Raw genomic sequence first — 17,216 nt, forward strand, 5'->3', positions numbered from 1 at the left:
CCTTTGGCAGCAACTTGGGTTGCTTGATTCAGCTTTACGCTTGCTCCATTGTACAAAGCAAAGGATGCTCGTTTTCTTGAGAATACATAGTGACTTGCGCTACTTTGGTTTCCGCGACTTCGGCGGTGAACGTGCCACATATCGCTTTGCCTTCGTAATGCACTTTGAGCATCACTTGTGTTGCCTTGTCTATATCCATAGAGAAAAAACGCTCTAGGATTTCAATCACAAAGTCCATTGGTGTGTAATCATCGTTATTCAAAACAACGTTATACATGGACGGCGGCTTTACTTTTGTTTTTTCTAGCTCCAGTAAATCAGAGTCTGGAGTGACCCATTCAAATTGCTTGCTCATGACTAATCGTGTTTAGAAAGTTGCTTAAGATAATTTTACCACTTCACTGTGCGGAAGTTATCGATTTAGCTCTTATAAGTAAGAACAAATTGAGCCAAGCAAATTTGTGCCCTTACTTAGAGACTAATGCAGCAATTGTATCGCTGCAAATAAAAGATTTCTATCAAACAGCATTCTCTATCTAATTGATTAAAAAGACACCAAAAACCATTCAGGGCATAAATACAATAGACCGGATCACGCTGAAATTCGTTGCAAAAATGTAAATCTTAAAAGTGATTTGTTTGCAAATATGTTGAGTGTGATACGTTTTTCCTATTGACTGAACTCAATCATTGGCTACATTGGTCAAATAGTGACTCAAAATTTGGCAGCGGCTGAATGGATATTCACTTTTTGTTTACACACGGAATCATCGTGTAATCACACAACTTCAGTAACAATATGCATGAGGGATGTATAGCATGGCTACAGGTACAGTAAAATGGTTTAACAACGCCAAAGGATTTGGTTTTATCTGTCCGGAGGGTGAAGACGGTGATGTCTTCGCGCACTACTCCACAATCAAAATGGATGGGTATCGTACTCTGAAAGCAGGCCAACAAGTCACATTTGAAGTGGAAGAAGGTCCTAAAGGGTATCACGCAAGTTCTGTGGTACCAGTAGAAGCTCAAGCCATTAAATAATACGCTGCCAAACAACGTTCGACACCTAAAGTGTCGTAATAGAGAAATAAAAAAACCCGCCACTTGGCGGGTTTTTCAATTTCAAAATGACTAATTAGTCATTGATGATCGCGTTTAATGTTGCGCTTGGACGCATCAGCGGTGCAGCTTTGTCAAACTCAGGTGCGTAGTAACCACCCAGTTCACCTGCCACGCCCTGCGCGCCGTTAAGCTCAGCAACGATCGCGTCTTCTTTTGAAGATAGTGCTTCAGCAACAGGAGCAAACTCTGCAGCAAGGTCTGCATCAGCAGTTTGAGCTGCTAGCGCTTGCGCCCAGTAGGTTGCTAGGTAGTAATGGCTACCACGGTTATCCAACTCGCCGACTTTACGCGAAGGTGACTTGTTGTTATCCAAGAATTCACCGGTTGCTTTGTCTAGTGCATCAGCCAGTACCTGAGCTTTAGCATTGCCAGTCACTGTACTTAGGTGCTCTAGAGACGCCGCTAGTGCAAGGAATTCACCAAGAGAATCCCAACGTAGGTGGTTTTCTTTCTCAACCTGTTGAACGTGCTTAGGTGCCGAACCACCCGCTCCAGTTTCAAACAGACCGCCACCATTCATAAGTGGCACGATTGAAAGCATTTTAGCTGACGTACCAAGCTCTAGAATCGGGAATAAGTCCGTTAGGTAATCACGCAGTACGTTACCTGTTACAGAAATAGTATCCTGACCTTCTTTGATGCGCTCTAGCGAGAACTTACATGCATCCAGTGGTGCTAGGATCTTGATTTCTAGACCTGCTGTATCGTGGTTAGGTAGGTAAGCATTCACCTTCTTGATTAGCTGAGCGTCGTGTGCACGATTTTCATCTAACCAGAACACTGCTGGTACACCCGTTGCGCGAGCACGTGTTACCGCCAGTTTCACCCAGTCTTGAATCGGAGCGTCTTTCACCTGACACATACGGAAGATATCACCTTCCTCAACCGCTTGCTCTAGGAGCACTGCACCAACAGCATCAACAACACGGATTGTGCCCGCTTGGTCAAGAATGAACGTTTTATCGTGAGAACCGTACTCTTCCGCTTTCTGAGCCATTAGACCTACGTTTGGCACGCTACCCATTGTCGTTGGATCAAACGCACCGTTTTCTTTACAGAAATCGATAACCGCTTGATAGATGCTTGCGTAGCTACGATCAGGGATCATCGCTTTGGTGTCTTTCTGCTTACCATCTGGGCCCCACATTTGGCCAGAAGAACGCAACATTGCAGGCATAGAAGCATCAACGATGATGTCACTTGGCACGTGAAGGTTAGTGATACCGCGATCTGAATCAACCATAGCTAGCGGAGGCTGAGTTTCGTAAACAGCTTGCAGCGCAGCTTCAATTTCTTCTTTTTGAGCAGCTGGTAGAGAGGCAATCTTAGCGTAAACATCGCCAATACCGTTGTTCACATCTACGCCCAGTTGTTCAAATACGTCACCGTACTTAGCAAACACATCTTTGTAGTAAACTTTAACCGCGTGACCGAAGATCACTGGGTCAGACACTTTCATCATGGTCGCTTTCATATGAAGCGATAGCAGAACATCTTGCTGTTTCGCATCAGCAATTTCTTTTTCAAAGAATTCTACTAATGCTTTTTTGTTCATTACTGAACAATCAATGATTTCTTGGTCTTGCAGAGCGAATGGTGCTTTAAGCTCTTTAACCGCACCGTCAGCCGCAGTGAATTCGATTTTAACTTCCGTCGCACCTTCTACCGTGTGAGACTTTTCGCTACCAAAGAAATCGTTACCAGACATGCTTGATACATGGGACTTAGAATCTTTAGACCACGCACCCATTGAATGAGGGTTTTTCTTCGCGTAGTTCTTAACCGACAGTGGCGCACGACGGTCTGAGTTACCTTCACGTAGTACAGGGTTTACTGCGCTACCTTTGATTTTGTCGTAAGTCGCTTTGATGGCTTCTTCTTCATACGTGCTTGGCTCTTCAGGGTAGTTAGGCAGATTGTAGCCTTTGTCCTGAAGTTCTTTGATTGCCGCTTTAAGCTGTGGGATAGAAGCAGAAATGTTTGGAAGTTTGATGATGTTAGCTTCAGGCGTTTTCGCTAGCTCACCCAGCTCAGCCAGTGCGTCACCAATGCGTTGTTCTTCAGTCAAATGCTCTGGGAAGTTTGCAATAATACGCCCAGCTAGAGAGATATCACGAGTATCAACATCAATACCAGATGAAGCCGTGAAAGACTGAATGATTGGTAGCAGTGAATACGTTGCTAGTGCAGGAGCTTCATCAGTGATGGTGTAAATAATTGTAGGTTTTTCTGTAGGCATGAAATTTCCCTATTGTTCTTACAAAGCCCGTCGGATGAACGGCTTTGGGTTGTGTGTCCGCCAACAAGTTGAATTGTCATCCCCTCACTTGTTTGCGATTTATTGTCTCTTTTGTTTTTTCCTTACGTTTGCTTAAGCGTAAGATCCGTGAGAACTGTACTTTTATAATTAAACAAAATCGGAAGAATAGTCTATTATCTTGTGCACCAATCCTGTTTTCGGGCGCGCACATCATAGCCTAAAACGGATGGTTTTGAAAATTTTCGCCCACACTTCGTTTACATTTTTGCAAGGTAGTTAACATGTCACCACGCTCACGCCGTGAGTCCTCCACGCCTTCCTCTCGTTCGCGTAAGCCCGGTTTTAAACACCCGACTTCGACCAATAAAACCAAGCATCACTCATCAAAGAACCGTAAAAAGCCGGCGAGCAGTAAGCCTAAAATAGCACCCGAAGGTCGCAAGGTGATCGTGTTTAATAAACCATTTGATACTTTGAGCCAATTTACTGATGGCGAAGGCCGAAAAACACTCGCTGACTTTATCCCAGTAAAAGATGTCTATGCCGCTGGACGCTTAGATAGAGATAGCGAAGGGCTAATGGTACTGACTAATGATGGCATATTGCAGGCAAAGCTGACTCAACCAAAATCTAAGTCACCGAAAACGTATTGGGTGCAAGTTGACGGCGCACCGTCAGAATCTGATCTCGATAAATTAAGGAAAGGGGTTGAGCTTAAAGATGGCATGACTCTACCCGCAAAAGTTGAAGTAATGGCAGAGCCCAGTGTATGGGAACGCACCCCTCCCGTTCGTTTTAGGGCCAATATTCCGACCACTTGGCTGGCTATCACTATTATCGAAGGACGGAACCGTCAGGTACGCCGCATGACGGCCAATATTGGCTTCCCTACTCTACGTCTAATTCGATACTCAATGGGCGATATTACGCTGGGTGAATTGCAGCCAGGTGAATGGAAAGAAATCCTGATCTAAGTGCCAGTACGATTACTCCGCATATACAAAAACGGCGCTTCAATTGAAGCGCCGTTTATATTCACTATCAGCGAAAAGCTTATTCTGCGTCTTTCTCTTTTGCAGCCGTTACTGCAATCGCAAGCTCTTCAAGTGCTGCAGGGTTTGCAACACTTGGTGCATCGGTAAGTAGACACGCCGCCGCTGTTGTTTTAGGGAACGCGATAACGTCACGGATGTTCTCCGTACCACATAGCAGCATAACCAGACGGTCTAGGCCGAATGCAAGACCTGCATGTGGAGGCGTACCAAATTTCAAAGCGTCAAGTAGGAAGCCAAACTTAAGCTGCTGTTCTTCTGCATCGATGCCTAGAATATCAAACACAGCGGCCTGCATTTCTGCGTTGTGAATACGAACAGAGCCACCACCAACTTCGTAGCCGTTGATAACCATATCGTAAGCATTTGAGTTCGCTGCTGCTGGGTTTGCTTTCAATTCTTCAGCATTCACACCTAATGGAGAAGTGAATGGGTGGTGCATTGCGTGCAGGTTGCCTTCATCGTCTTCTTCGAACATTGGGAAGTCAACAACCCATAGCGGAGCCCATGCGTTCTCGTCTGTTAGTTCAAGGTCTTTACCCAGTTTCAGACGCAGTGCACCCATTGCTTCTGCAACTGTGTTCGCTTTATCTGCACCGAATAGAATGATGTCGCCAGATTCAGCTTGAGTGCGATCCAGAATACCGTTAATCACATCTTCATTTAGGAATTTAGCCACTGGAGATTGGATACCTTCCATGCCTGCTGCACGGTCGTTAACCTTCATCCATGCCAGACCTTTCGCACCGTAGATGCCAACGAACTCACCGTAACCATCAATCTGCTTACGAGTTAGAGAAGCACCACCTGGTACGCGAATCACTGCAACGCGACCTTTCTCATCGTTTGCTGGACCAGAGAATACTTTGAACTCAACGTCTTTTACTAGGTCAGCAACATCTACTAGCTCTAGTGGGTTACGTAGATCTGGCTTGTCAGAACCGAAACGACGAATCGCTTCAGAGAAAGGCATCACTGGGAATTGTCCTAGGTCTACGTTTAGTAGCTCTTGCCACATATCGCGAACCATTTTCTCGGTCGTAGCACGAACTTCATCAGCCGTCATGAAAGACGTTTCGATATCGATCTGAGTGAATTCTGGTTGACGGTCAGCACGTAAGTCTTCATCACGGAAACACTTAACGATTTGGTAGTAACGGTCAAAACCAGACATCATTAGCAGCTGTTTGAATAGCTGCGGAGACTGAGGTAGCGCGTAGAACGAACCTTTGTGAACGCGGCTTGGTACTAAGTAGTCACGTGCGCCTTCTGGCGTCGCTTTAGTTAGAACTGGAGTCTCAATGTCTAGGAAACCATTGTCATCTAGGAAACGACGAACAAAGCTAGACGCTTTAGCACGTAGCTTGATGCGATCGCTCATTTCAGGGCGGCGAAGGTCTAGATAGCGATACTTTAGACGCTGCTCTTCAGAGTTCTTCTGATTGAAGTCTAGAGGCAGAACGTCCGCACGGTTGATGATTTCAAGACCTTTCGCGATGATCTCAACTTCACCCGTTGCCATATCTTTGTTTACTTGGCTATCTGGGCGAACACGAACTTCACCAGTTAGCTTGATACAGAATTCATTACGAAGTGTGTTAGCTACTTCATACGCATCTGCCATATCTGGATCAACAACTACCTGAACGACGCCTTCACGATCTCGCATATCGATAAAAATAAGACCGCCTAAATCACGACGACGGTTAACCCAGCCGCAAAGTTCTACAGTTTGTCCTGCAAGGGACTTGTTCAGGTGACCACAGTAATGGGTACGCATAATGAATTTCCCAATCTCTTTAAATTTGTTAATTACTCGATATCAGCGTTTTCCTAGCTGATAGCGCAAAGATCCATTTATACGCTGAAAGTCATTCAAAATCGACTACTCAGAATACAATTTATTGCTATTTATCCGGTTTTGATGCTTTTTAGCGCAATAAAAGAGCAAAACCACATCAATCAGAAAAAATTGGTGCTGATTATAGCTTGAAAGTACCGTTCTCTTCAAAACTCTCGTAAAGTGGTTAAGCGTTAAAGGTAGAGATGGCTCAATATGGATGGATTACCCCTAAGACTTGGCTTGACCATGTGGTCTCACAACAACTGGCAACAAAGCTTCTACGGCAGTGGCACCAAGCCCGCCGAAAGGCTAGAAAAGTACGCTCAGGTTTTCCATACTGTCGAAGGGAATACGACATTCTACGCCACACCAAGTGTTTCAACCGTGCAGAACTGGCGAGCTGCGACGCATGATGATTTCAAATTCACTTTTAAGCTGCCAAAAGCGATTACTCACCAACAAATGCTACGAGGCAGTCAAGGGCCACTCAATGAGTTCATGCAAATCATGGCACCTTTGCATGACCGCATCGGCCAGTGGACCATCCAATTGCCAGCGGCTTTTGGCCCAGAACATCTAAACGACCTGCAAAGATTCTGCGATTTATTCCCACCAAACTTCCCTATTGGTGTTGAAGTTCGACACCCCTCTTTTTTCTCTAAAGGTGAAGAAGAGCGTCAATTGAACCAGTGGCTGCACGAGAAAGGCTACGACCGGATCATCATGGATAGCCGGCCTGTGTTTGCAGCAAAACCGGACAATGAAGCCATCATCGACGCACAGCAAAAGAAACCTAAAGTCCCAGTGCACGCTATCGCCACAGCCTCACACCCCATGATTCGCTTTATCGGTCATCCAACGGAGTCTGAAAACTACGCTTTTTTCACCCCTTGGCTGAAAAAGCTACCAGAGTGGATAGCCGAAGGTAAGCAACCTTATGTAATGATCCATACCGCCGACAATATTATTGCGCCAGAACTTGCGAGTAATTTGTACAAAATGCTGCAAAACAATACTCAATTGCCTGACTTATCAGCATTCCCGGCAAATGATGGCAATTCGCAGTTACAGATGTTCTGAGTAGAATTGTCTCAACACATGACACGGGCGCGATTTTCTCATAAAATACGCGCCTTTTTTGATGCCACTGCGAAACTTGTCAGAGAATCGATTATGAACCCTAAGAGCAATCCAGATACGATGTTTTCCGCTCCTATCGATAAAATAGGAGACTTCACGTTTGATGAGCGTGTTGCAGAAGTCTTTCCTGATATGATTCAGCGATCTGTTCCTGGGTACAGCAATATCATCTCTGCCATTGGCATGTTGGCCGAAAGGTTCGTTAAACCGCATTCAAACATTTACGATCTTGGCTGCTCACTCGGCGCCGCTACGTTGTCCATGCGTCGTCATATTCAGCAGGAAGGTTGCCAAATCATTGCAGTCGACAACTCGTCCGCCATGGTTGAGCGTTGTAAACTGCACGTCAATGCTTACCGCAGCGATACACCTGTGGATGTGGTGGAAGCAGACATTCGCAATATCGAAATCCAAAACGCTTCTGTCGTGGTACTCAATTTCACGCTGCAGTTTCTGTCGCCTCAGGATAGGTATACTTTGCTAGAGAAAATCTATGCGGGTCTGCGTCCGGGGGGCATTTTGATCTTGTCAGAAAAGTATGTGTTTGAAGATCAAGTGTCTAATGAACTGCTCATCGACCTTCATCATGACTTTAAGCGCGCCAACGGTTATAGCGAATTGGAAATCAGCCAGAAGCGCAGTGCGATTGAAAACGTCATGCGCCCTGATTCGAAAAAGGAACACAAAGAGCGTTTTGCCGAAATCGGCTTTAGTAGCTTCGATGTCTGGTTCCAATGTTTCAACTTTGGTTCAATGTTCGCGATAAAGTAGCGAAAAATGAGTCGTTCGCTCAGTATGTTGGGCTAAATTGTTTAATTTATTATCAGTGAAAAACTATGTTTAACTTTGCCAATTTTTATCAGTTAATTGCCACGGATACGCGCCTTCAGCCATGGCTTAATGTTTTACCTCAGCAGCTAACCGATTGGCAAAACGCAGAGCACGGTGATTTTGGTCGCTGGCTAAAAGCACTCAACAAAATCCCTGAAGGTTCACCTGATCAGGTTGATCTGAAGCACTCTGTCACTATTGCGAACGATACTCCGTTCCATACTGGTGAGCTGAAAAAGCTAGAAAACTTGCTCCGTACGTTCCACCCTTGGCGTAAAGGCCCATATCATCTGCACGGCATTCACATTGATACAGAGTGGCGCAGCGATTGGAAATGGGATCGCGTGCTACCACACATCTCACCACTTAAGAATCGCAGTGTCCTTGATGTTGGCTGTGGCAACGGTTACCACATGTGGCGAATGCTGGGCGAAGGCGCGCGATTGTGTGTAGGTATTGACCCATCACATTTATTCCTGATTCAGTTTGAAGCAGTACGCAAGCTAATGGGCGATAACCAACGTGCGCATTTGCTGCCACTGGGTATCGAACAGCTACCGAAACTTGAAGCATTTGATACTGTGTTCAGCATGGGCGTGCTATACCATCGCCGCTCTCCACTCGACCACTTGATTCAACTTAAAGATCAGCTTGTAGCGGGTGGTGAGTTGATTTTGGAAACGTTGGTCATTGAAGGTGATGAAACTTCCGTGCTTGTGCCAGTTGATCGCTATGCTCAAATGCGTAATGTCTACTTCTTCCCTTCTTCAAAAGCCCTCAAAGTGTGGCTAGAGCAAGTCGGATTTGAGGATGTTCGCATCGTTGACGAAAACGTCACTTCTGTCGATGAGCAGCGCACAACTGACTGGATGACGCACAATTCCTTGCCAGACTATCTTGATGCCAACGACCTAAGCAAAACAGTGGAAGGTCATCCGGCACCTCGTCGAGCAGTACTTGTCGCCAAAAAACCTAATTATGATTAATTATTGACAGACTCCTAACTTTTTAGGTACTTCAAATACTTAATCTAAACACTAAAAGACTCTAAAATTTAGGATGCTGACTGCGTCCTATTTTTTTGCAGTACATCACTAATCAATACTCAATACAATCTATCAGGGCAATGTGCCTTGTGAGACCAACGAGTAATGATCTAAACTCCTAATTTATAAACAACTTAATCTAATTCAGGATTTTCAATGTTTACCAAATTGACTCCGGTCATTGCGATTGCCTTACTTTCAGGCTGCACGCTCACCAACAGTGAGCAATACCATCAGGAAACCCTTGCAGCGATTCAATCTTCAGAAACAAATCTCACACAAAAATTTACTCGTTTAGAGAGTCAGGTAAGCGATCAAGCCGAACACATTGAAAATCTACAATCTAAGGTCGACATGCTGGATAAAGAGCTGATGAAGTTCAAATACGAAGCCATGGCCGAAGTAAAGAAAAAGCGCGAACCTGTACTGGTGCCTACTCAAGTCCAAGTTCAAGCTGCACCGACCCAAGACGTTGTGTTAGGTGAGATTGAAAAAGTCACCATAGATTCTATCAAGCAGGCATTTGACACTCGCATCGATACCGGTGCAGCCACGTCATCACTCAATGCTGTCGACATCGAAGAATTCGAACGTAATGGCAAGAATTGGGTTCGCTTTCACTTATCAGACGGTGAAACCGCACTAGATGACACAAACTGGATTGAAGCCCCTATCATCCGCTTTGTGAAAATACGACAAGCAACAAGCGATAAAATGGAACGCCGCGCGGTCGTGGAATTGTGGGTAAGATTGGGCAAGATTCACGAAAAAACACAGTTCACTTTGGCAGATCGTTCTCAGATGACCCATCCTGTGTTATTGGGTCGTGAATTTATCCGAGATATTGCAGTGGTGGATGTCAGTAAACAATACATCCAAACGAAAAACGAACAAATACAATAAGGTAGCTTATGACGTCTAAAGTCCCTTTTTATATATCGGTCGTCCTGCTTATTATTGCAGGCATCGCTTTAAGTATGTTCAGGCATCAGACTTATGGCGTTCCTTGGACACCGGGAGAAACCCGTCAGGTTTGGGATATTGAAGCTCGAGTGGAGTTCAATGCTCAGGCTAAACCCGTCAAGGCGTCATTAGCCGCACCACACACTCAGAACGGATTCACACTGATCAGTGAATCTTCTTCATCACCAGGCTACGGCGTTTCATACGTTAACACTGAAACAGGCAGAAGAGCTGAGTGGTCAATTCGCCACGCAGTGGGCGCACAAACTATCTACTACAAGGCGCAATTCCTTGTGGATCCTCAGGCGAAAGTTGAACCACTCAAGCCAGATCAAGATATCACCCCACCAACCTTTGACGGTCCGACAGAAGCCGCGGCGATCTCTTTAATTGAGCGCGCCAACAAACGCTCTGCTGATGACATCACGTTCACTCGCGAACTGATAAAAATCCTTAACGATTCAGATAGCCAAAACGCCGCTCTATTGCTGAACAAGATGTCCAAAGTAGAAGCGGTCGATAAAATCCTTGCTCACGCTCAAATACCAAGCAAAGTGGTTGGTGTCATCGAGTTAGAAGATGGCCGTCGACGTCAGACTATTCAGCAGATGAACCAAGTATGGAATGGTAAAGAGTGGATTCTGTTTAATCCTCAGAACGCTAATCAAGTCATCGCTGAGAACATCCTAGTCTGGGATGAGTCCAATGTATCACTGCTTGATATCATCGGCGGCCAAAACAGCCAAGTTCACTTCTCGATGATCGCTCAGGAAGTCTCACCAAAACAGGCGACTCTGGACAAAGTTGAAGCAGACGGTCTGCTTAACTTCTCTATTCATAGCTTGCCACTTGAAGAGCAGGCGATGTTTAAAACCATCATGCTGATTCCGATTGGTGCACTTATTGTGGTGTTCCTACGTGTCATCATTGGCCTGAAAACCTCCGGTACCTTCATGCCAGTCCTGATTGCGGTTGCCTTCGTTCAGACTCAGCTTGTCACTGGTATTGTCGGCTTTTTGCTGATTGTCGGTACTGGTCTGGTAATACGAAGTTATCTCTCAAGGCTAAACTTGCTGTTAGTCGCTCGGATTTCTGCCGTGATTATCACGGTCATCATGATCATCTCGGTCTTCACGGTAGTCGCGTTTAAGATTGGTTTGACAGAGGGTCTGTCGATTACCTTCTTCCCGATGATCATCCTTTCTTGGACCATCGAACGTATGTCGATTCTATGGGAAGAAGAAGGCGCTAAAGAGGTTATGCTGCAAGGCGGTGGCTCATTAGCAACAGCCGTACTGGTCTATCTAGCGATGACCAGCACTTACATTCAGCACCTGACTTTCAACTTTATTGGTCTTCAACTGATTGTTCTGGCAGGCATTCTGCTACTTGGTACTTACACGGGTTACCGCCTAACAGAACTACGTCGCTTTAAACCACTAGCGGAGGACTAACCGATGCTGACACGTTTAACTTCGCAGTTTACATCGCCAGATAAGCTTCGCCATAAAGGTATTATGGGCATGAATCAACGTAACCACAGCTACATTGGTCGTTACAATGATCGCTCAAAGTATCCGCTGGTAGATGACAAGCTTAAAACAAAAATTATTGCTCAGCAGCATGGTGCCACGACACCTGAGTTAATTGGCGTGATCAGTAGCCAAGTGGAAGTCAAAACCATTCATAAGATGGTCAAAGACTGGCCGGGTTTCGTTATTAAGCCTGCTCAAGGAAGTGGTGGTAAAGGCATCTTGGTTATCACTTCTCACAAAGATGGTATCTACACCAAGCCGTCGGGCGCTACGATCAACCAAGAAGACGTTGAACGCCATATAAGTAACGCACTGGCGGGTCTTTTTTCGCTAGGTGGTAAAAACGATGTTGCTGTAGTTGAAAACCTGATTAAGTTTGATGACTGCTTCGACGGGTTTAGCTACGAAGGTGTACCCGATGTGCGTATTATTGTTTTCAAGGGCTACCCTGTTATGGCAATGATGCGTTGTTCCACCGCCGCCTCTGATGGTAAAGCGAATTTACACCAAGGTGCGGTAGGTGTCGGTATTGATATCGCGACAGGTCGCGCAGTGAGAGCCGTACAATTCGATCAACCCGTTACGCATCACCCCGATACAGGTAAAGAACTCGCTACGCTGCAAGTACCTCATTGGGAACGCTTGTTAACATTGGCTTCGAGTGCATGGGAAATGACAGGCTTGGGCTACATGGGCACTGACATGGTTCTGGATAAAGAAGAAGGGCCTATGGTGCTTGAGCTAAACGCACGTCCGGGCTTGGCTATCCAAATCGCCAATGGCGCGGGGCTACTGCCTAGACTGCATCATATAGAGAACCTTGGCTCACCAAGAGTTTATCCAAGCGCAGAAGAACGCGTCGCTTATGCGGCCAAGCAGTTTGGTATATTCGCCAATGAAGTGACAAGCTAAAAGCTTTCAATAACTCAAAAACCCGCGACATGCGGGTTTTTTAATCGCTGAAGTAAAACGATCAAGCCAAATTCATACTAGCATGCTCCTTGCACAAACCGTATTTTAACTTGATCTTATCTGCCACTTTTTCGGCAATCATTATTGTTGGTGCATTGGTATTACCGCCTACCAAAGTGGGCATAATTGAGGCATCAACGACTCTTAAACGCTCTAGCCCATACACAGAAAGATTACTGTCTACCACAGCCAATGCATCTTGTTCTGTTCCCATTTTGCAAGTTCCGACTGGGTGATATTGAGTATCCGCACGGTTTCGAATGTCCTGCTCAATCGCACTATCGTCACTCGCATCAACGGGGTAAAAGCTGTCTCCTCGCACATCATCAAACGCCTCACTTTCTAGCATCTGATACTGTCTTTTCCACGCCTTAATCATCACCGACATATCATCGGGGTGGCTGAAGAAAGCAGGGTCAATGCTTGGTGAATCATACGGGTCTGCACTTCTGAGTTTGACTGTTCCTTTGCTCTTGGGCCTGAGCAAAGTAACGTGGCTACTAAAACCATGACTCAGATGGATTTTCCGCGCGTGGTCATCAACGACAGCGACAACAAAAACAAATTCAAGATCAGGAACGTATACTTCATCATCAGAACAAAAGAACCCAATTCCCTCTGCGTAATTACTGGTTAACTTTCCACTCCGATGGCGTCGCCATTCGGGGATCGCCTTACCTATATCTGCGGCCATTTGTAATGAAATACCAAAAGTCGAACGCTTCGCATTACATCTATAGGAGTGGATTAGATCAATATGATCTTGCAGATTCTCACCCACCCCCGCGAGTTCATGGACCTGGTAAATACCGTGTTTATCCAGCTCTTCTTTAGGTCCAACGCCGGACAGCAGCAAGATTTGTGGCGAGCCAAATGCCCCAGCCGAAAGAATGACTTCTTTTCGACACTTAATCTGAAACAACTTTCCCGCTAAGCCATATTCCACACCAATAGCTTGCTTATCACGAAACAGGACTTTATGAGTTGTAGCTTTAGTTACAACGGTAAGATTAGGACGAGACAAATTGGGAGTCAGGTACGCTTTAGCCGCACTACAACGCTCACCATTGAGCTGAGTCACTTGAGTTGCCATAGCGCCGAGTTGCTCAACGCCATTGACGTCCTTGTTTCGCGGTACACCAATAGATTCACATGCCTGAAGGTATTTCTCAAGCATCTCACTTGGGCAACGTAGGTCAGTGACATTCAGCGGCCCACCTTGGCCGTGAAATTCATCCTGGTGGACTTCGTTATGCTCAGCCTTTTTGAAATAAGGCAAACACTCGTCATAGCTCCAGCCGACATTGCCTAAACTTGACCACAAATCATAGTCATAACGGTGCCCGCGTGCGTACATCATGGCATTGATCGAACTTGAACCACCCAGTGTTTTACCACGTGGCTGATAGCCTTTGCGCCCGTTGAGGCCTTTCTGTAGAACCGTCTCAAAACCCCAGTTATTGTGTTTAGTCGGCATCATTGCGACCATTCCGACAGGTGTATGAATAAAGGGGCTGGTATCTTTACCACCAGCTTCTAATAGGCATACGCTGCTACTGGGGTCTTCAGATAGGCGAGCCGCTAACACGCACCCGGCAGAACCTCCACCGACAATAATAAAATCATAACTGTCCATCAGTTTACTCCTCAGCACAAATTCAGGGGCATATAGAAGTGGGGAAACGCCCCTACTCGCACAAGTACGTAACTTGGATATATGCAGACTGCTCTGCAAATCTATTTGGCTTGCTCTTTGAGTGCAGGATCGGGTTTTCCAACAAACCATCGAACCGCCAGTTTCTGAATCGTATTTCCATAGGGCGGCGTAAACAAAGCGATTGGAAACCACCGACGCATCTGCAACACACTGCGCGCGTGGCTAAGTTCACGAAAGCCTTCTTCCCCGTGATAATTGCCGATTCCAGAATTGCCAACCCCGCCGAATGGCACTGAATGATTCAGCACATGCCATCCCCAGTCATTGATCGTCACGCCACCACTGTGTGTTCGAGCCAGTAACGCTTCGCGCTGTTGCAGATCATGACTAAATAGATAACACGCGAGAGCTCTTGGACGCTGATTAATGTAATCAGTGACTTGCTCCAAATTCTGATAGCCATGCACCGGAAGCAGTGGACCAAAAATCTCTTCCTGGCAGATACGCATCTCAGGCGTTAGTTGGGTGGCGATGAACAAGGGCGTCTTGCGTCCCTCTCCACCCTCTGAACATTGCGTTATGACCGCTCCTTTGTGACGAGCATCCTCTAACAATTCTTGGAAACGTTGCGCCTGTGCATCATCGATTAGAGAGGTATAGTCATGGTTACCTCGAATCGATTTGTACATTGCTTTGTGCGCATGGGACACGGCAGTGACAAACCGCTCCACTTTGTCTTCGGGGACAAACGCATAATCTGGCGCGATACATATCTGCCCAGAGTTAAATCCTTTGCCATGAGCCACACGTTGAGCAGCAAGCTCAATATCAAAGTCATCAAAAACAATAACCGGAGACTTGCCCCCTAGCTCCAACGTCACCGGAGTAAGATTCTTAGCCGCATTAGCCATGATAACTTTGCCGCTCTTCGGTGAGCCGGTAAAAACAAGATGGTTAAATGGAAGACTCGAAATATCCATCGCTTGTGGATGGCTACCCTCTACGACGCGAACCAAGTCGGTTGAATAAATCTCGCTCAATAACTTAGTCAATACTCCCGTCACAACTGGACAGTTCGGGGGCATTTTTATCATGCAACGATTACCCGCGGCTAAAGCAGTTACGAGTGGACCAACAGAAAGGTAAATAGGGAAGTTCCATGGGCAGATAATACCAACCACTCCTTTGGGCTGATATCTCACCTCAAGCCTATTGCCTTTGAATAGCCACTCCGTAGGGCGAATGCTCGGTTTCATCCAGCGTCCAATGTGGCTTAAGACATGATTGATATCCAGTATCGGGGCTAGAACATCCGCCATAATCGACTCGGTATGACTACGACCACCAAAGTCTTCACTCATCGCATCCGCGAGAACATCTTGATATCGAGATAACTGTTGCTTAAGTGCTCTTAAGCGTTGCTTCCTGACGCTCAAACTTGGCAATGGTTCATTTTGGTATGCCAATTGAAGCTCATTGAACCAAGTTGTCAGCTCACTTACTGAAGCGTCAGACGCCAGTGTATCGCTGTCGGCCAAGTGTGTTGCCATCGTATTCATCTAAGTGACCTCGCATGTCCCAATACCTTATTACAACATTTTGCTAACATGACGCATAGGTTGTAGAGAGACATAAAGCGGTGAAATTCGGACACAAATAACAGTTCTAAAGACATCCTTAGGCTATAAAGTATCCTCAAGCTGACAATGTGCAAGGGAAAGGGAAGAAAGGAAAATGGAGTATAGTGCGGTTTATGAACCCGATATGCAGGCTTTTGGTATCCTAGATGTACAGCTGTTAACTAGGTATCTGGAACATCAGATTCCAGTCGAAGATCTGCTTAAAGGCAGTGGTGTATCGCTTGCGGAGCTCTACTCTCCAGACACACATCTCACCCTCGCTCAGAAGCTAATCATCTTTAGTAATGCGACAAGCCTGTCAAACGAGTCTGCTCTTGGCTTAAAAATAGGTCAACAAGCGCGTTTCAGTGACTTTGGTGTCCTTGGTTATGCGGCTTTTAGCAGCAGCACGCTACTCGATGCCATGCTACTTGGCTTCAAATATCTGCGCCTTGCCGGCCCCGTACTAAGAAAGAAAATGTGGATTGAACAAAATCGCGGTTATTTTCGCGCAGAGCAACTTATAGAGCTCGATTCGCTGCTTCCTTTTTGCTGCGAGTACTGGTTTGCTACCATTCAGAATCTGTGTGAAGAGGTAATGCAACAACCATTTCCTTCCCATGTACTTAAGTTTCCTTACCCGAAGCCAGAGTATGGAGACTTGTATAACGAGCTGTTTCGCTGCCAAATTGAATTTGATAGCCAAGAGCTGGAATGGGAATTTGACGCTAGCCAATTACACAACCCTCTGCCGTCAGCGAACGCAATGACGCTACAGATGTGCTTAAAGTCCTGTGACGAGATGTTGGCTAAAGTGAGCAGTACGCCAAATTTGAAAGAAAAAATCACTCAGATATTCATTGAGCGGCCTGGTCGCTACCCCTCGATTGAAGCGCTCTCTTCTGAGCTAGGAATGTCATCTCGTACATTGCGTCGCCACCTCAAAGCAGAACATACAGGCTATCAACAAATATTGGATCACGTCCGCTTTCACCTAGCAAAACATTACCTTGTTTCAACAGGCTTAAATATCGAAGAAATTTCTGAGCGGGTCGGCTTCTCAGACAGTGCAAATTTCCGCCACGCGTTTCGCAAATGGAATGGCTGCTCACCGAAAACGTTTCGTAACCAAGCCGCTGACGCTAAACAAAAAAATACCCGCTAACTCAGCGGGTA

At 45.9% G+C, this 17,216-nt stretch carries 14 protein-coding genes; 9 read left to right on the plus strand and 5 right to left on the minus strand.

Annotation, left to right across the window (positions count from 1 at the left end; translation table 11 throughout):
• Window positions 1-34: 34 nt before the first annotated feature.
• Complete coding sequence (clpS, locus tag IX95_RS00760) at window positions 35-355, minus strand: ATP-dependent Clp protease adapter ClpS (protein ID WP_006962880.1); 321 nt, start codon at window positions 353-355, stop codon at window positions 35-37.
• A gap of 464 nt (window positions 356-819) precedes the next feature.
• On the opposite strand from clpS, the gene cspD reads away from it, so the two are divergent.
• Window positions 820-1,041 (plus strand): cold shock domain-containing protein CspD, encoded by a 222-nt coding sequence (gene cspD, locus IX95_RS00765; protein WP_006962882.1) that lies wholly within the window; start codon window positions 820-822, stop codon window positions 1,039-1,041.
• 94 nt (window positions 1,042-1,135) lie between these two features.
• Here the strand turns inward: cspD and IX95_RS00770 are convergent, their stop codons facing one another.
• A complete protein-coding gene (locus tag IX95_RS00770; RefSeq protein WP_038156030.1) occupies window positions 1,136-3,361 on the minus strand; it encodes an NADP-dependent isocitrate dehydrogenase in 2,226 nt (741 codons plus the stop codon).
• A gap of 302 nt (window positions 3,362-3,663) precedes the next feature.
• Here IX95_RS00770 and IX95_RS00775 point away from each other — a divergent pair, with 302 nt between their 5' ends.
• Window positions 3,664-4,356: a pseudouridine synthase gene (locus tag IX95_RS00775; RefSeq protein ID WP_038156032.1), complete on the plus strand. Its 693-nt coding sequence runs from the start codon at window positions 3,664-3,666 to the stop codon at window positions 4,354-4,356.
• Between the two features lie 79 nt (window positions 4,357-4,435).
• On the opposite strand, the gene aspS is transcribed toward IX95_RS00775, so the two are convergent.
• Entirely contained in the window at window positions 4,436-6,214 is a 1,779-nt protein-coding gene (gene aspS / locus IX95_RS00780) for an aspartate--tRNA ligase (protein WP_006962888.1), read from the minus strand.
• A 276-nt stretch (window positions 6,215-6,490) separates the two neighbouring features.
• Between aspS and IX95_RS00785 the strand changes: the two genes are divergently transcribed.
• The 6 genes from IX95_RS00785 (at window position 6,491) to IX95_RS00810 (ending at window position 12,704) form a co-directional block, all read left to right on the plus strand.
• A complete protein-coding gene (locus IX95_RS00785; protein ID WP_038156034.1) occupies window positions 6,491-7,357 on the plus strand; it encodes a DUF72 domain-containing protein in 867 nt (288 codons plus the stop codon).
• Between the two features lie 93 nt (window positions 7,358-7,450).
• The gene (gene cmoA, locus IX95_RS00790) at window positions 7,451-8,188 is read left to right on the plus strand and encodes a carboxy-S-adenosyl-L-methionine synthase CmoA (RefSeq protein ID WP_019275892.1); all 738 of its coding nucleotides are present in this window, start codon (window positions 7,451-7,453) and stop codon (window positions 8,186-8,188) included.
• A gap of 65 nt (window positions 8,189-8,253) precedes the next feature.
• Window positions 8,254-9,234, plus strand: coding sequence for a tRNA 5-methoxyuridine(34)/uridine 5-oxyacetic acid(34) synthase CmoB (gene cmoB, locus IX95_RS00795; protein WP_038156036.1), 981 nt, complete (start codon window positions 8,254-8,256; stop codon window positions 9,232-9,234).
• A 216-nt stretch (window positions 9,235-9,450) separates the two neighbouring features.
• Window positions 9,451-10,197: an ATP-dependent zinc protease family protein gene (locus IX95_RS00800; RefSeq protein WP_019275894.1), complete on the plus strand. Its 747-nt coding sequence runs from the start codon at window positions 9,451-9,453 to the stop codon at window positions 10,195-10,197.
• Between the two features lie 8 nt (window positions 10,198-10,205).
• Window positions 10,206-11,711 carry an inactive transglutaminase family protein gene (locus tag IX95_RS00805; protein WP_006962897.1) on the plus strand — a complete coding sequence of 502 codons (1,506 nt, stop codon included), beginning with the start codon at window positions 10,206-10,208 and terminating at the stop codon, window positions 11,709-11,711.
• Between the two features lie 3 nt (window positions 11,712-11,714).
• Complete coding sequence (locus IX95_RS00810) at window positions 11,715-12,704, plus strand: alpha-L-glutamate ligase-like protein (RefSeq protein ID WP_006962898.1); 990 nt, start codon at window positions 11,715-11,717, stop codon at window positions 12,702-12,704.
• A gap of 61 nt (window positions 12,705-12,765) precedes the next feature.
• Here the strand turns inward: IX95_RS00810 and IX95_RS00815 are convergent, their stop codons facing one another.
• On the minus strand, window positions 12,766-14,400 hold the full coding sequence (locus IX95_RS00815; protein ID WP_038156039.1) for a GMC family oxidoreductase: 1,635 nt from the start codon (window positions 14,398-14,400) through the stop codon (window positions 12,766-12,768).
• Between the two features lie 101 nt (window positions 14,401-14,501).
• On the minus strand, window positions 14,502-15,980 hold the full coding sequence (locus IX95_RS00820) for a coniferyl aldehyde dehydrogenase (protein WP_038156041.1): 1,479 nt from the start codon (window positions 15,978-15,980) through the stop codon (window positions 14,502-14,504).
• Between the two features lie 175 nt (window positions 15,981-16,155).
• Here IX95_RS00820 and IX95_RS00825 point away from each other — a divergent pair, with 175 nt between their 5' ends.
• Window positions 16,156-17,205 carry an AraC family transcriptional regulator gene (locus tag IX95_RS00825; protein ID WP_038156042.1) on the plus strand — a complete coding sequence of 350 codons (1,050 nt, stop codon included), beginning with the start codon at window positions 16,156-16,158 and terminating at the stop codon, window positions 17,203-17,205.
• Window positions 17,206-17,216 lie beyond the last annotated feature (11 nt).

This window comes from Vibrio sp. B183 (assembly GCF_000740665.1).
Taxonomy (GTDB): domain Bacteria; phylum Pseudomonadota; class Gammaproteobacteria; order Enterobacterales; family Vibrionaceae; genus Vibrio; species Vibrio coralliilyticus.

Bases quoted from the DNA above. Each gene is read 5' to 3' on its own strand.
- clpS (WP_006962880.1), bottom strand. From the start codon at position 355: ATGAGCAAGCAATTTGAATGGGTCACTCCAGACTCTGATTTACTGGAG.
- cspD (WP_006962882.1), top strand. From the start codon at position 820: ATGGCTACAGGTACAGTAAAATGGTTTAACAACGCCAAAGGATTTGGT.
- IX95_RS00770 (WP_038156030.1), bottom strand. From the start codon at position 3,361: ATGCCTACAGAAAAACCTACAATTATTTACACCATCACTGATGAAGCT.
- IX95_RS00775 (WP_038156032.1), top strand. From the start codon at position 3,664: ATGTCACCACGCTCACGCCGTGAGTCCTCCACGCCTTCCTCTCGTTCG.
- aspS (WP_006962888.1), bottom strand. From the start codon at position 6,214: ATGCGTACCCATTACTGTGGTCACCTGAACAAGTCCCTTGCAGGACAA.
- IX95_RS00785 (WP_038156034.1), top strand. From the start codon at position 6,491: ATGGATGGATTACCCCTAAGACTTGGCTTGACCATGTGGTCTCACAAC.
- cmoA (WP_019275892.1), top strand. From the start codon at position 7,451: ATGAACCCTAAGAGCAATCCAGATACGATGTTTTCCGCTCCTATCGAT.
- cmoB (WP_038156036.1), top strand. From the start codon at position 8,254: ATGTTTAACTTTGCCAATTTTTATCAGTTAATTGCCACGGATACGCGC.
- IX95_RS00800 (WP_019275894.1), top strand. From the start codon at position 9,451: ATGTTTACCAAATTGACTCCGGTCATTGCGATTGCCTTACTTTCAGGC.
- IX95_RS00805 (WP_006962897.1), top strand. From the start codon at position 10,206: ATGACGTCTAAAGTCCCTTTTTATATATCGGTCGTCCTGCTTATTATT.
- IX95_RS00810 (WP_006962898.1), top strand. From the start codon at position 11,715: ATGCTGACACGTTTAACTTCGCAGTTTACATCGCCAGATAAGCTTCGC.
- IX95_RS00815 (WP_038156039.1), bottom strand. From the start codon at position 14,400: ATGGACAGTTATGATTTTATTATTGTCGGTGGAGGTTCTGCCGGGTGC.
- IX95_RS00820 (WP_038156041.1), bottom strand. From the start codon at position 15,980: ATGAATACGATGGCAACACACTTGGCCGACAGCGATACACTGGCGTCT.
- IX95_RS00825 (WP_038156042.1), top strand. From the start codon at position 16,156: ATGGAGTATAGTGCGGTTTATGAACCCGATATGCAGGCTTTTGGTATC.